Consider the following 13,921-nt stretch of genomic DNA (forward strand, 5'->3'; position numbering starts at 1 on the left):
TTCTTTTTCATCTAGATATATAGGTTCAAAATCTTACACAATCGTGTACTTTAATTCTACCGATTAGCTGCTAGTGCCTGATCCAGATCTGCAATCAGATCATCGATATCCTCAAGTCCAACAGAGAATCGCAACAGTCCGTCTGTAATTCCTCTGTCGAGCCGGAAATCCTGAGGCATCGCCGCATGCGACATCATCGCCGGGTAAGAGAGTATACTCTCTACCGCACCAAGACTTACCGCAACGAGCGGAAGCTTAACTGCATTCAGCACCTGCTTGGCACGCTCTCCCGACCCGACGTCAAAGGAGACGACGGCACCATACCCAGTGGATTGACTCTCATGAATCTCTCTTCCAGGATGATTCATAAGACCAGGATAGTAGACAGCATCAATATCTGAGCGATTGGTCAGCCAGGCCGCAAGCTTGGCTGCACTTTGCTCCGAATGCGCCATTCTTGCACCCAGTGTCTTCATCCCGCGCATAAGCAGCCAGGATTCTTGTGCACCAAGAACCGTACCAAGACCATTCTGAAGCTTCTTCAGCTCATTAGCAATGGCTTCTGTCCGGGCAACAGCAAGGCCCGCTAGCACATCGCTGTGTCCTCCGAGGAATTTCGTAGCACTATGCAGTACGATATCGACTCCTTGTTCAATCGGCCGCTGATAATAAGGGGTCATGAACGTATTATCAAGCAGTGTAATAAGTCCTTTCTCCTGAGCCCAAGCTGTCACACCTGCCACATCGGTAATACGAAGGGTTGGGTTCGACGGCGTTTCCATAAATACGGCTTTGGTATTCGAGCGATATGCAGCTTTGACCTTGTCCAGATCCGTCATATCCACAAATGTCGTTTCAATATTCATCCGAGTCAGAATCGTACTGAGCAGACGGTAAGTACCGCCATATACATCTTCCGTAGCGATAATGTGATCTCCCGCAGATAAGATCATTAGCGCACTGGAGATGGCAGCCATTCCGGAGGAGTATGCAAATCCGCGAACGCCTCCTTCCAGTAAGGCAATGTAGTCTTCTAGCGCCTGACGAGTCGGATTCCCTGAACGGCTGTAGTCATGAACCGGCGGAGCGAATATGTCATGATGATGAAAAGTAGATGCCTGGTAGATCGGCACACTGGAAGCCCCCGTGCCTTCATCTATCTCTGCCCCAAAATGCAAGAGCTTCGTATCAAATTTATAGGAGTCGTCACGGTCCTTCTTACTCATGTGCTGCGCCTCCCTCAAGCTCTTGATGAGCCTTATCAAATGCCTGGCTTAAATCAGCAACGATATCATCAATATGTTCTATTCCGACAGAGAAACGAAGCAGGCGCTCATCAACACCAATCGCGTCACGAATTTCTACCGGAATATCCGCATGGGTCTGTACAGCCGGATAGGTCATCAGCGACTCCACTCCACCCAGGCTCTCCGCAAAAGCTACCAGCTTGATGTGTCTCAGGACGGGCTCAACGTATCTTGCATCCTTCACTTTGAAGGACAGAATGCCCGTGTTACCGCTGGATTGTTTATTTTGAATATCATGTCCTGGATGATCTGTAAGTGCAGGATAATAGACATCTGTAATTAAGGAGTGCTCGAGCAGGAATTCGGCCACTTTGGTTGCGTTGTATTCATGGCGCTCCATACGCAGTGCGAGTGTCTTCATACCGCGCATAAGCTGATAGCTGTCGCTTGGAGAGAGTACAGCTCCGATTGAATTATGTAGAAAAGCCATCTCTTCCGACAGCTCTTTTCCCTTGGTTACGATGAGACCACAGAGTACATCATTATGACCGCCCAAATATTTGGTCGCACTATGCACGACAATGTCAGCCCCAAGCTCAATCGGGCGCTGGAAGTAAGGTGTTAGCAATGTATTATCTACAATCGACAATAGACCATGCTTTCTTGCCCAGCCGCACACTTTTTCAATATCCGTAATCATCATAAGAGGGTTCGTCGGTGTCTCAATAAAAATAGCTTTGGTATTTTCATTTCTTACACTTTCGAGTGCATCAATATCATTCGTATCCACATAGCTTGCAGTAATGCCATTCTTGGACAAGATCCGTTCCACCAAACGATACGTACCCCCATAGAGATCAAGCGAAATAATCAGATGATCTCCTTGTCCGAACTTGGCAAAGATCGTCATAATAGCCGCCATACCCGAGCTGCATGCGAATCCTGCATCACCAGATTCCAGCTCAGCTGCTGCTTCTTCAAGAACCTTTCGGGTTGGGTTCGTTGTACGAATGTAATCAAATCCGGTGCTTTGACCAAGCTTCGGATGTCTGAAGGCTGTGGATTGATAGATCGGGAAATTAACTGCCCCCGTTACCGGCTCTTTCACTGATCCAATCTGTGCTAATCGGCTTTCAATGTTTAGTTTGTTGTCTCCCATTCGTAAACATCCTCCTCTAAGTTAGGTAGAATTCACTTAAATCTGTGGTCCAATGTCGTACGGCGTCTCTTGGTACACATAATAGTTGAGCCAGTTAGAGAAGAGTAAATTCGCGTGAGCTCTCCAGGTAGATGGCGGAACCTTACTTGGATCGTTGTTTGGAAAATAGTTATACGGAAGCTTCACATCAAGCCCTTTGTCCTTATCCCGATCATACTCCCATTTCAAAGATAACGGATCGTATTCGGAATGGCCCGTTACAAAAATCTGTTTTCCATCCTCAGTAGCTACAATATAAACCCCAGCTTCTTCTGACTCGGACAGGATCTCAAGACCAGGAACCTGCTCAATATCTTCTCTTGTCACCTCGGTATGGCGAGAATGCGGTGCGAGGAATACTTCATCAAAACCACGAAGCAGCTTGACATGAGATTTGTTGATCGTATGATGGAACACGCCAAAGCATTTCTCAGGAAGCCCTACCTTCGGTACATTAAAGTGATGGTACAGACCTGCTTGAGAGGCCCAACATATATGCATTGTTGAGGTTACATTGGTCTTGGTCCATTCAAAGATCTGCTGGATCTCTTCCCAATACGTCACTTCCTCAAAATCCATCTGTTCAACCGGTGCACCGGTAATGATCATGCCGTCAAAGCGAAGATGCTTAATCTCATCAAATGTTTTGTAGAACATATCCAAATACTCTTGGGACGTGTTCTTGGACACGTGAGACTTGGGATGAATGAGTACAACATCAACTTGAATGGGTGTATTACCAATAAGACGGAGCAGCTGTGTTTCTGTCGTTTCCTTCGTAGGCATCAGGTTGAGTATCCCGATACGAAGCGGCCGGATATCCTGCCTGTACGCATGGCTTTCGTCCATGACAAAGATGTTTTCTCCTGCTAGTACTTCCTTGGCCGGTAGAGCGTCTGGGATTTTAATTGGCATTAATACTCCTCCTTATATGGTGTTTGAAGAGCGAATATCATGAGAGAGCATGGGGGAGCAGAATATTTCGTCCTAACACAAAAAGACCTCACTCAGTAATCGAGAAAGGTCATCTGTTCGTATTCGAAAATGCGCCTCTCTCATCTCTCAATTCGTCTGTACCCTTAATAAATAAGATCAGACGACTGCAAGAATTAGCACCGTGCGTATTCGCCGGTTGCCGGGTATCATCGGGCTAGTCCCTCCACCTACTCTTGATAAGATTTCGCTATATTTTATTGTCATATACCCATTACTATAATGATTAGATCGTTATTCGTCAAGAACTGGACTGTTCAAAATAAGCACCAGAAGACAACTCAAGAAAATAAAGCACCAGATGTGCTTCACATACATAGACTGCCTTTGAATAGTGTAATATTTTCATTCTTGATTGCTTAATTCGAGAGCGTTATACTAGTCAAGTGTTAAATATCTAAAATGATGGGGTGACGTAAAATGGAAGGCGACCCGAGGCCTAGCTGGCAGCCGAATAAATATAACTATATAGGATGTACCATCAGCTTGCCGGTTGGACGGGAGCGCATATTTTACGGGCGAGACCTCTTCTCTATACCTGCTTAAATTGTGTGACCCTTCACTTTACCAGCACTGATGCGTTCACTTTCCTTCGTTATTCAGCTTGTCCCTATAACATTTACGGGAGATTAATAAGGAGTGGATACACATGAAAATAAGACTGGTGAATGAAGGAGTTTTTACTCCGCTTGACAACATTGAAGATACAATTACTCCTCCCGCTGAAGGGTTCTACTGGATTGATGCAGATGTCGACGATCTGGCTGTGCTGCAGCCTCTCTTCTCCATGCATGATCTGGCCGTTGAAGACTGTCTCAGTGAGGAAGAACAGCGTCCAAAGCTCGAAATATATGAAAGCCATTATTTTATCGTTGTAAACAGCATCCGGTTTGATGATGAAGAAATATTTTTACGTGCCGTGAACCTATTTCTGGGTAGACATTATATTATTACGGTTACCAAGCAGAAGATTAACGAGCTTCGCACACTCAAGCCTATTCTCTGGGAGGAAGAAGTCAGCACACCTGACCGTTTCCTCTATTACCTTGTCGATTCGATCGTTGACAATTATTTTACAGTTGGTGACCGGCTTGAGGCACGGATTGATGAGCTGGAGGAAGACATTCTGATGCACACCAAGAAGTCGCATCTGAACGAGATCATTGGTCTGCGAGGTGAGATTCTGTGGTTAAGAAAGGCGCTGTCTCCACAGAAAGAAGTCATCAATACACTTAACAAAAAAGATCTGCGGTTAATTGATGATCAGCTTCAGAAATATTTCAGCGACATTTATGAAAATGCGGTGAAAATATCTGAAACCTTCGATACACTCCGCGATCTGATGGGGAACTTACGTGAGGCTTATCAGTCCAGTATTTCAAACCGTGCCAATGAAATCATGCGTGTGTTCACGGCGATTACTACGGTGTTCATGCCGCTGACTCTGATCACAGGCATCTATGGGATGAACTTCACCAACATGCCTGAACTAGATTATAAATATGCTTATTTTATCGTTATCGGTGTGATCTTCGTGCTCGGTCTATCGATGTATTGGATTTTCCGCAAGAAAGACTGGATATGACCTCATCTTCGATATTGTAAATAAAATGATGTAAGGGTCCAGAGCTGTCTAAGACAGCGTTCGGACCCTTTATATTTTTAATCTAGCCGACTTGTCGATCTGCTTCTGTCTGTCTTCTAAACCGAATACGAACCATGCGCAGACGCTCGTACAGCTGATCCAGCGGCCCTACAGAAGAAGGATCTTCGCCATATACACGCTGCAGTACCGGCTTCAAGAAGCCCGTGCCCAGCTCATCATAAGCATTCCAAATCTGCTCCTGCTCTTCATCGGTCATCCATACCAGCTCCTTGGCAATCAGTGCTTCTGTATCGTACCCTCCTTTCTCCAGCTCCTCGAGAAAATCAACCAATTCTCTCCGTGTTAATCCAGAGCTTGTGCTGATCTCATCCAGAGAAAGATTACTGGCAATACCTGATAATACAGTCTTCTTTAATGTAAAACGCTCCAGCTCCTGCTTATATTTCTGCTCCTTTTGCTTGAATACCCATGATTCATACTCTTCTTCATTCAGGGCTTCATGTACCCAATCAAGCGGAAATGCATGCTCTCTTGCTTCATTTGCCGTAATGGCCAGAATTTCCTCCCCGTACTCTGCCGCCTTATTATCACCGACACCCGGCAGCTCACGCAGCTCCTCAAGGGTATGTGGAACATAGGCACTGATCATTCGAAGCAGCCGATTGCTGGCTATAAAATAAGGGGCTTTCCGCTCTGTTTGAGCCTTCCTTCTCCGCCATACGCACAGCTCCTGATACAATTCCTCACGTCCATAGAGCTCGCTATAGCATTGCAGCTTGGTCGCCCCTTGGCTTCTCGTTCTTGTGTCCCCTGCTTCATGAAACACACCTTCAATCAGCGGTCTATATCCTTCGCTCATCTTGATCGCCAGCTGCAGGCGATAAATATGCATCATTTCATTCCATGACGTACCTTCATACCAAATGTCCGAGACCTCCTCTTCAAGGCTGTTCTTGTTCCAGCCCAGCTTCCACCTTCCTTCTTCCTCTCCAATCCATAACTGTGCATAAGTCACTTCCGCTCCGGGAGCCGTATTTGAAAGCTGGTTCATAAATACAATCTTCATGCTATTCGTCCTCCTCCTTAAGTCAGCCCAGCACGCATAACAAGACAACAAAAAAAGCACCCCTCCCACATTTAAATGCGAGAGAGGTGCTTCCTCATGAAATCCGTACTGTTCTGTTAGTCATCATCATACCATAATTGATAAATATTTCAAGAATGTATATGCCGTGTGTACTCAGAATTTTAATTCGTCTAGTTCAATCCCAGTTCGATTTTGGCTTCTTCTTTGGCCAGCTTGGCCAGTGCAAGCGCACCACAGATCCCGGCATTATCACCCAGTTCAGGATAAACGACATATTCGTCGACTCGCTCCATAATACTTGGATGCTGTACATAACCTCCTAGCAGCTTCTTCAGCTGTGCTCTCACTTGAGGGAAGAGCTGCTCCTGCTTCATAACACCGCCGCCCATAATAATCTTCTGCGGAGAGAGAATAAGCACGTAATTTACCAAAGCCTGAGCCAGATAATAAGCCTCCATCTCCCAAGCCGGATGATCTGCGGGAAGCTCGATGCCTTGTTTGCCCCAACGTTTGGATATCGCAGGACCTGCCGCGATCCCTTCCAGGCAGTCACCATGATATGGGCAAAATCCCTCATAAGTATCCTCCGGATGACGTCTTACACTAATATGCCCCATTTCAGGATGTGACAAGCCGTGAATTAATTGCCCGGATACTACCGCTCCTGCGCCAATACCGGTACCTACCGTAATATAAATGCAGCTATCCAGCCCTTTTGCTGCTCCCCAAGTATATTCTCCCAGCGCGGCTCCATTCACATCGGTATCAAAACTCATCGGAACCTGAAAATGCGATTTCAATTTACCAATGATATTATAACCACCCCAGAAAGGCTTTGGTGTTGTCGTAATATGACCATATGTAGGACTCGATTTAATAGGATCAATAGGTCCAAAAGACCCTACACCAAGTGCCTCGATCTTATGCTGTTCAAAAAAAGAGATCACCTGAGCCATCGTTTCTTCCGGCTTCGTTGTTGGAAAGCTGACTCTTTCAAATACCTCACCTTGCTCATTACCTACACCGCATACAAATTTCGTTCCACCAGCTTCAATTGCTCCAAGTACTCCCATGATTAACCCTCCGTTATTGTTCTAGGTTGTCTCCAGCTTTGCCAGCCGTTTGCTGAGTGTTTCTTTCCAGCTTGCCGCAAGAGCTGAGAGCGATAACAATTTCTTAATGGAGCTAACATCCGTCTTCCGGTGATGCATGATAACATTAGCCTCCATTACACTTAAGGAATCCTGTTCTCTTGATTGCAGCGTCAAGGAATCCTCTGAAGACACATAACCCTCTGTCAAGACACGAAAATAATAGCCCGTCAATCCCGTGGTCTGAAAATGAAGCGGAAGCTCTTTGTGCTGATGCTTCAGTCCAAGCTTGAAGCATGGCACTCGGGGCTGGCTGATCTGTACGACCGCTTCACCCAGCTGAAACGTATCGCCGATATATACATCGGTTTCACCAAACTCCGATACGGTTACATTCTCACCGAATGCTCCAGGATCGAGAGTGCGTCCCAGCAAATCCTCATACACCGGGTATGCTTGATGGCTGAAGACACATACCGCCTTATCCTCACCACCATGATTGACTAGATCCGCCTGTTCATCACCATGAAATCCTGTTCTGGATAAGAACAGCCGCTCCGTTGTAGAAGATTTGAATATCGCGGAATATATCTCTTTGCTGCCATTCATCATCTTCACTTTGCTTCCTACATTTAACGAAACCACACGGGAAGATGCAGCATCTCTCGTCAATTTTAACGCCTCCGTCTATCATTTGATTTCACTTTTATGTAATCGCTTACCAACAAGTTTGAACCTTCCGGGCACACAACTCAAGTACTATCATTACCCGAAATCGATTTTTGGTCAATTGGTAATATACATTTTTTTATATAAAAGAGTGCCGACCCATGATCAGCCAGCACTCCTTTTCTCTAATTCCTTAATCTTATCGACAAGAATAATACAATCTCAGCCGATCGCTACTCCCATTAATGAGCAGAGACTCTTCATCTCCAGCTCCTCAAATTTGCTAATGATCTGCGCATGATCCAGAACAAGCAAACTGCTCTCAAGCGAGCATGCAACAGGAACCTCGCAATGAATTTTTGCAAGCTTGCGAGATAAATGGAGCATGTCCATATCTGCTTCGATCTTCTTGCGAATGGACGGAGACAGATCATCCATATGCTCCAGAATTCCTTCAATGGAATCGTACTCTTGAACCAGCTTCATCGCCGTCTTCTCGCCGATTCCTCTCACGCCGGGGTAGTTATCACTCGCATCTCCCATCAAGCCCTTCATATCAATGATTTGCCGTGGATGAAGCTGCTTCTCTTCGTACAGAGATTCCGGAGTATATACTTTATAATTGCCGTGACCTTTTTTCATAATAATAACTTTGGTTCTTTCGTTCACCAGCTGCAGCAGATCATGATCACCAGACAAGATCATAACGTTCATGTCCAGCTCTTCATTGTATGAACGGCTGAGTGTTCCTAAGCAATCATCCGCCTCATATCCAGCAGCACTAATATTCGGTACGCCCAAGCTGTCCATTACTTCTTGAATCATAGTAAATTGAGGTACAAGATCTTCGGGAGCTTCTGGTCTGTTTCCTTTGTAATCAGCGTAATGTTCACCGCGGAACGTTCCGCCGCCCAGATCCCAGCAGCATACCACATGTGTCGGATTAAAGGTCTGCACTGCATCCCAGAAATAACGGATGAATCCATATACCGCATTGGTTGCAATTCCATCCTTGGTCCGTCTAATATAACCGCCTGAAGCTGTGGCATAATACGCCCGAAACAATACTGCCATACCATCGACTAACAATACCGATTGATCTTTTGTTTCTATACTCACGATTGTTAACGCTCCTGTTCTATTCCATGCTAATCTTTACTCCCCGTATTATAGCACAGCCACATCCACTGTTGGGGGTTAATCGCTGGAAAGAACACTGCTTCCTTATGCTAATTTTAGCAATCAGCTCCACATGTCTTGGTACTGTTCCTCCTTGAAGCCCACAGATACTTTATTTCCGTCAGTAACAATCGGACGCTTGATTAATCTGCCATTGGAGGACAGCAGCTCGATCTGCTCCTGGCTTGACATCTCTTTCAGCTTGTCCTTCAGATTCAATTCCTTGTACACCTCACCGCTGGTGTTAAAAAACTTCTTGAGTTCCAGCCCACTGTTATTAACTAGCTCTGTCAGCTTCTCTGGGCCTGGAGGCTCTTCAAAAATAGGGATCAGCGTAAGCTCATGTCCACGCTCTTCCAGCCATTTAACGGCTTTGCGGCAGGTGCCGCACTTTGCATATTGATATACTGTCAGTTTACTCATGTCGTTAAATCTCCTCATTATTACGATTCATAGTTGTCTTTAGCTTCTGATCCAGCCTCTGTATATCTTCTGGGAGCGGCGCGGTAAAGCGTACGCTATGGCCTGTGATCGGATGAACGATAACCAGCTCGCTCGCGTGAAGGGCCTGTCGCTCAATCCAAGTATGAGCGAGCGCAAGTCTTTCCGTGGAGGCAGCCGTCCAATCCGGTGAAGCTTGTCCATAGAATGAATCACCAATTAGCGGGCAGCCCAAATGCTTCATGTGTACTCTGATTTGATGCGTGCGTCCGCTCTCAAGCTTGATTCGTACTTTGCTGGCCCATTCATAAGCTGTTTCGACTTGATATAACGTCCTTGCAGCATAACCGTCCGTCGTTACAATCCGGCGATGTGGCTCATTCGGGTCACGGTCAATCGGTTCATCCACTACGCCCTTAGAAGGGACAGGATGACCGAAAACAACGGCCGTGTAATATTTATCAACAGTGCCTGCAATCATTTGTTCAGAAATATGCTGATGAATATACGGGTTCTTGGCAATACACAGCACGCCTGAGGTCTCTTGGTCCAGCCGATGCACAGGTCTAAAGCGAACCTGTTCCCCTTTTTGTGCCCAGTAATGCACGACCCCATTCGCAAGTGTTCCCGTATAATGTCCATGTGTCGGATGAACAATGATTCCGGCTTGCTTGTTCACGACGAGCAGATGCTCATCCTCGTATAATATGTCGAAGGGAATATTCTCAGGCAATATATCCGTGGAGGTTTCCTTCTCCATACGAAGCTCTACAAGATCTCCCCTGCGAACCTTGACACTGATATATACCCTTTCACCGTTTAACTGTATTCCCTGCTCTGTCAGCTTGAGCTTCGACATCAGCTTGCGTGACACACCTAATCTGCGCTGCAGAATCGTCTTCAGCAGCATCCCTTCATCTTCTGGTTGTACGGTATAGGTAATAGGTTCATAATACGTTATCATTTACTGCGGAACACCTTTTTACTTCGAATATATTCAACGTCCGGAATACCTGCACGAACATTAGCTGTACGGGCGATGACAAAGAAATAGTCCGACAAGCGATTCATATACAGCCTTACAGCTGGATTAATATCGGTATGTGAACCTAGAGTCACCATTCGACGTTCTGCTCTACGGCACACCGTCCTGCATACATGCAGGGCCGAAGAGAATGGGCTGCCGCCCGGAATAATAAATCGCTCAATTTGAGGATTCTCTTCTTGATGGAGATCAATCCACGCTTCTAGCTGACCAGCTAGCTCAGCAGATACTTTGTAATTCCCTTCTTCAATCTTGACAAAAGCCAGGTCTGATCCGCAATCGAACAGCTCTTGCTGAATTTGTCTTAACTCTTCGCACAGATCCTCGTACTTTGAATCGGTTTCGGCAAGGCTGATTGCCTGACCGACGAAGCAGTTGAGCTCATCGATCGTTCCGTAAGCCTCAATACGGTCATCATCCTTGGGCACTCTTGCACCGATGACCGAAGTTTTTCCCTTATCTCCCGATTTGGTATATATTTTCATCATTACCCTCCAATTAATAGCGAATCTGACCCTTGCTGATCTCTGCAGCTATTCCCGAGATCAGCATAAATACCTGGTCGCTTCTTGAAGCGATCAAATGGTTGACTTCAGTCATCCAGCTGACAAAGCACTTCTCATCCTCAGAAGGGTGGAAGCTTCCATGCATTTCATTTGTTACGATGAGTAGTAACCCTTGATAAGATACAATAACCTCTTTTAATAATTCCACTTTCGCCTTGATCTTCATTCGATCTGCTGTATTCCAGCAGGATTTCATTTCACCTGCCAGCCAAGCCGTCAAGCTATCTACAACGACGATTCGTCTCTCCGCTGCAAACAGGTTGGATTCACGATTGATATGATCCAGCACATCTGGCAGTGAATGCTCAGCACTTATATGTATTGTCCGAAGTCTGGCAGGTGTCCTTAGCTCATCGAGTCTGTCTTGATTGTCTGTTGCTGTAACATAGATCCCTTCACGGGCTAGTCTTGAGGCATAGGAAAGGGCAAATCGGGTTTTACCGCTGCTTACTCCACCTGTTACCATAATCAGCATTTTATAAAACCACCTACCTCAAAAAATAATATACAGCCCCTTCTGAGCAGATGATATATACATTCTTATTCTGTAAGCGCCTTTAAAACTTCTATCGACATTTGCTCATCCTGAGTCGAGATCGGAATCGTCGCAAACAGATTTTTCGCTGCATATTGCAAATCTATGAACATCGACATTTCTTCGAGCGGTATTCCGAATAAGTGCTCTCCTACGACCGGGTCACTAGACAGATCACCATTCTCGTCACGGGTATAAGTTTCTCCTTCGAAGACACCGCGGCTAAATTTTTCCTGATCGAAATCATTTTCGAGGGGAATGTTGGATCCATCTCTGCCGTACATCTTCATATCCTCTTCCGGTAAGATGATTAAATCATGATCCCTTGCAGCATACTCTACTAATAATTTATCCTTGGAATACATGGGACTTGCAGAAATTTCAATCTCCGTAGCTTCTCCGAGCTTCTCCTGCAGCTTTGTCTCCAGCTCTTCAGCAATCACAGACATATTCCCTTGGTTGTCAATCATAAATATGGAGAACTTATCTTCACCGCCACAGCCGGATAACATTCCGACGCATAATGCCATAATAGCTGCCATACTCCATCTGCCTCGCATGTATATGACTCCTCCTTTTTTCCCTTATTTCACATCATATCACAATTAAGATGGACAAAAAAAGAAGACCCGCGCTGGGGTCTTCTCTATAGAACTTATAAGCTAAGCTTTTTTAGGATAGGCCTTCATATATTCATTGATCTTTAAATCCAGCAAGCTGCTGATCTCGATCACAACGTCCGAAGTAAATGACTTCTCTTCCAGAAAGATTCGTTCCATCTTGCTGCGCAGGATATGAATTTCATCTTCCAAAGAAAGACCACGAGAAGATGCTTTCTCCGAGTTGGTGAGCCAAGTTCCGCTGCTTTCATTATCAACAGCATATTGACCACGATATGTCGGCAAATCATATTCAGCACAAAACAAGGTAACCCCTCCCCAGAATCTATATCCTAATGGATTATAACATACAACTTAACATATAGCAGTGATAAAAGTGACATTTTTCGGAAAATATTTGTTATGCTTACATTATTATTAACCCTGTTTCTCAAGTTTGTAAACAAAATTCCCGATTCTTTCTAAAGCTTCGTTAAGCTGAGCTAAGGATGTAGCGTAGGAGCAACGTAAAAAGCCCTCTCCTCCTGCTCCAAAAACACCGCCGGGAACAGCCGCTACTTTGCCATCCGTAAGCAGTCGTTCTGCAAAATCGTCCGACGTCAAACCCGTTTGCTGAATGCTCGGAAACGCATAAAAAGCTCCTTGCGGCTCATGGCAGTCCAGCCCGATATCTCGAAAGCCCTGGACGATAAGGCGTCTGCGCTGATTATAGGACTCAATCATCCGGTCCTTCTCTTCCATACCGTTTGTTAATGCCTCCAGTGCCGCAACCTGTCCCATGGATGGCGCACACATCACCGTGTATTGGTGAATCTTGAGCATCGCCGATATCAGGTCAGAATGGCCGCACATATAACCAATCCGCCAGCCGGTCATTGCAAAGGCCTTGGAGAATCCACTCACGAGAATCGTGCGGTCACGCATTCCGGGAATGGATGGGAAGCTGACATGCTTTTGATTATAAGTAAGCTCTGCATAAATTTCATCAGATATGACGATGAGATCATGCTTTTCCACAACCTCTGCAATGGGCAGCCAGTCCTCATAAGTCATCGTTGCCCCTGTCGGGTTACTTGGATAGCACAATATAAGTACTTTCGATTTGGGAGTAATCTTCGCTTCGAGCGCCTCTGCCGTCAGCTTAAAGTTATTCTCTGCCTTGGTCTCTACACCTACCGGAACACCGCCGCCAATCGATACGATCGGTGAATAAGCAACATAACATGGCTCGGGAACCAGAATTTCATCTCCCTGAATAATCAATGCACGCAGAGCAAGGTCAATCGCTTCACTGCCGCCGACGGTAACCACAATCTCATCCTTAGGATCATAAGGCGTATGGAAGCTCTTATCCAAATATTCGCTGATTGCTTCTCTCAGCTCCGGCATTCCGGCATTAGAGGTATAGCTGGTGAATCCACGCTCAAGTGAATATACAGAGGCCTCCCGCATATGCCAAGGGGTAATGAAATCCGGCTCTCCCACACCAAGTGATATGATTCCTTTGTTATCACCGACGAGATCAAAAAACTTCCGGATCCCCGAGGGCGGGATTTGCTGAACACGAGGAGCGAGATAAGAACTCATCGACCTAGGTTGTGCATCCTTCTGTTGATCTTGGTTAATTAACATATCTCATACTTC

The 13,921-nt window shown here is 45.7% G+C and carries 15 protein-coding genes and 1 riboswitch; of the genes, 1 reads left to right on the forward strand and 14 read right to left on the reverse strand.

Annotation, left to right across the window (positions count from 1 at the left end; translation table 11 throughout):
• Nucleotides 1-56: 56 nt before the first annotated feature.
• Genes TCA2_RS02765 through metA form a run of 3 tightly spaced genes read right to left on the reverse strand, consistent with a single transcriptional unit; the run spans nt 57 to nt 3,360 of the window.
• The gene (locus tag TCA2_RS02765) at nt 57-1,226 is read right to left on the reverse strand and encodes an aminotransferase class I/II-fold pyridoxal phosphate-dependent enzyme (RefSeq protein ID WP_047909995.1); all 1,170 of its coding nucleotides are present in this window, start codon (nt 1,224-1,226) and stop codon (nt 57-59) included.
• A complete protein-coding gene (locus TCA2_RS02770) occupies nt 1,219-2,406 on the reverse strand; it encodes an aminotransferase class I/II-fold pyridoxal phosphate-dependent enzyme (RefSeq protein WP_047909996.1) in 1,188 nt (395 codons plus the stop codon). The genes TCA2_RS02765 and TCA2_RS02770 overlap by 8 nt, the downstream gene beginning before the upstream one ends.
• Before the next feature lie 36 nt (nt 2,407-2,442).
• Nucleotides 2,443-3,360: a homoserine O-succinyltransferase gene (metA, locus tag TCA2_RS02775; RefSeq protein WP_047909997.1), complete on the reverse strand. Its 918-nt coding sequence runs from the start codon at nt 3,358-3,360 to the stop codon at nt 2,443-2,445.
• Between the two features lie 137 nt (nt 3,361-3,497).
• Nucleotides 3,498-3,624: riboswitch (SAM riboswitch) on the reverse strand.
• Between the two features lie 463 nt (nt 3,625-4,087).
• On the opposite strand from metA, the gene corA reads away from it, so the two are divergent.
• Nucleotides 4,088-5,023, forward strand: coding sequence for a magnesium/cobalt transporter CorA (corA, locus tag TCA2_RS02780; RefSeq protein WP_047909998.1), 936 nt, complete (start codon nt 4,088-4,090; stop codon nt 5,021-5,023).
• An 82-nt stretch (nt 5,024-5,105) separates the two neighbouring features.
• Here corA and TCA2_RS02785 read toward each other — a convergent pair whose 3' ends face one another.
• The 11 genes from TCA2_RS02785 to TCA2_RS02835 form a co-directional block, all read right to left on the reverse strand.
• Nucleotides 5,106-6,110, reverse strand: a complete 1,005-nt coding sequence (locus tag TCA2_RS02785; protein WP_047909999.1) for an HRDC domain-containing protein — start codon at nt 6,108-6,110, stop codon at nt 5,106-5,108.
• Between the two features lie 191 nt (nt 6,111-6,301).
• Nucleotides 6,302-7,204 carry an ROK family protein gene (locus TCA2_RS02790; protein WP_047910000.1) on the reverse strand — a complete coding sequence of 301 codons (903 nt, stop codon included), beginning with the start codon at nt 7,202-7,204 and terminating at the stop codon, nt 6,302-6,304.
• Nucleotides 7,205-7,225: 21 nt separating this feature from the next.
• A complete protein-coding gene (locus tag TCA2_RS02795) occupies nt 7,226-7,834 on the reverse strand; it encodes an MOSC domain-containing protein (protein WP_047910240.1) in 609 nt (202 codons plus the stop codon).
• Between the two features lie 279 nt (nt 7,835-8,113).
• Nucleotides 8,114-9,004, reverse strand: coding sequence for a 5'-3' exonuclease H3TH domain-containing protein (locus tag TCA2_RS02800; protein ID WP_076312561.1), 891 nt, complete (start codon nt 9,002-9,004; stop codon nt 8,114-8,116).
• Between the two features lie 129 nt (nt 9,005-9,133).
• A complete protein-coding gene (locus TCA2_RS02805) occupies nt 9,134-9,493 on the reverse strand; it encodes an arsenate reductase family protein (protein WP_047910001.1) in 360 nt (119 codons plus the stop codon).
• Nucleotides 9,494-9,497: 4 nt separating this feature from the next.
• Nucleotides 9,498-10,475 carry an RluA family pseudouridine synthase gene (locus tag TCA2_RS02810; RefSeq protein ID WP_047910002.1) on the reverse strand — a complete coding sequence of 326 codons (978 nt, stop codon included), beginning with the start codon at nt 10,473-10,475 and terminating at the stop codon, nt 9,498-9,500.
• Complete coding sequence (locus TCA2_RS02815; RefSeq protein WP_047910003.1) at nt 10,472-11,041, reverse strand: cob(I)yrinic acid a,c-diamide adenosyltransferase; 570 nt, start codon at nt 11,039-11,041, stop codon at nt 10,472-10,474. Before TCA2_RS02815 ends, TCA2_RS02810 begins: the two co-directional genes overlap by 4 nt.
• Nucleotides 11,042-11,054: 13 nt before the next feature.
• Nucleotides 11,055-11,597 (reverse strand): bifunctional adenosylcobinamide kinase/adenosylcobinamide-phosphate guanylyltransferase, encoded by a 543-nt coding sequence (locus TCA2_RS26025; protein WP_052511692.1) that lies wholly within the window; start codon nt 11,595-11,597, stop codon nt 11,055-11,057.
• A gap of 65 nt (nt 11,598-11,662) precedes the next feature.
• On the reverse strand, nt 11,663-12,217 hold the full coding sequence (locus TCA2_RS02825; RefSeq protein ID WP_047910004.1) for a hypothetical protein: 555 nt from the start codon (nt 12,215-12,217) through the stop codon (nt 11,663-11,665).
• Nucleotides 12,218-12,319: 102 nt separating this feature from the next.
• The gene (locus tag TCA2_RS02830) at nt 12,320-12,583 is read right to left on the reverse strand and encodes an aspartyl-phosphate phosphatase Spo0E family protein (RefSeq protein WP_047910005.1); all 264 of its coding nucleotides are present in this window, start codon (nt 12,581-12,583) and stop codon (nt 12,320-12,322) included.
• 111 nt (nt 12,584-12,694) lie between these two features.
• Nucleotides 12,695-13,909: an aminotransferase class I/II-fold pyridoxal phosphate-dependent enzyme gene (locus TCA2_RS02835; protein ID WP_047910006.1), complete on the reverse strand. Its 1,215-nt coding sequence runs from the start codon at nt 13,907-13,909 to the stop codon at nt 12,695-12,697.
• Between the last annotated feature and the right edge of the window lie 12 nt (nt 13,910-13,921).

Source organism: Paenibacillus sp. TCA20, assembly GCF_000732325.1.
GTDB classification, from domain to species: Bacteria; Bacillota; Bacilli; order Paenibacillales; family Paenibacillaceae; genus Paenibacillus; species Paenibacillus urinalis.

Bases quoted from the DNA above. Each gene is read 5' to 3' on its own strand.
- TCA2_RS02790 (WP_047910000.1), bottom strand. From the start codon at position 7,204: ATGGGAGTACTTGGAGCAATTGAAGCTGGTGGAACGAAATTTGTATGC.
- metA (WP_047909997.1), bottom strand. From the start codon at position 3,360: ATGCCAATTAAAATCCCAGACGCTCTACCGGCCAAGGAAGTACTAGCA.
- TCA2_RS02770 (WP_047909996.1), bottom strand. From the start codon at position 2,406: ATGGGAGACAACAAACTAAACATTGAAAGCCGATTAGCACAGATTGGA.
- TCA2_RS02765 (WP_047909995.1), bottom strand. From the start codon at position 1,226: ATGAGTAAGAAGGACCGTGACGACTCCTATAAATTTGATACGAAGCTC.
- TCA2_RS02805 (WP_047910001.1), bottom strand. From the start codon at position 9,493: ATGAGTAAACTGACAGTATATCAATATGCAAAGTGCGGCACCTGCCGC.
- TCA2_RS02815 (WP_047910003.1), bottom strand. From the start codon at position 11,041: ATGAAAATATATACCAAATCGGGAGATAAGGGAAAAACTTCGGTCATC.
- TCA2_RS02810 (WP_047910002.1), bottom strand. From the start codon at position 10,475: ATGATAACGTATTATGAACCTATTACCTATACCGTACAACCAGAAGAT.
- TCA2_RS02835 (WP_047910006.1), bottom strand. From the start codon at position 13,909: ATGTTAATTAACCAAGATCAACAGAAGGATGCACAACCTAGGTCGATG.
- corA (WP_047909998.1), top strand. From the start codon at position 4,088: ATGAAAATAAGACTGGTGAATGAAGGAGTTTTTACTCCGCTTGACAAC.
- TCA2_RS02825 (WP_047910004.1), bottom strand. From the start codon at position 12,217: ATGCGAGGCAGATGGAGTATGGCAGCTATTATGGCATTATGCGTCGGA.
- TCA2_RS02785 (WP_047909999.1), bottom strand. From the start codon at position 6,110: ATGAAGATTGTATTTATGAACCAGCTTTCAAATACGGCTCCCGGAGCG.
- TCA2_RS26025 (WP_052511692.1), bottom strand. From the start codon at position 11,597: ATGCTGATTATGGTAACAGGTGGAGTAAGCAGCGGTAAAACCCGATTT.
- TCA2_RS02795 (WP_047910240.1), bottom strand. From the start codon at position 7,834: ATGATGAATGGCAGCAAAGAGATATATTCCGCGATATTCAAATCTTCT.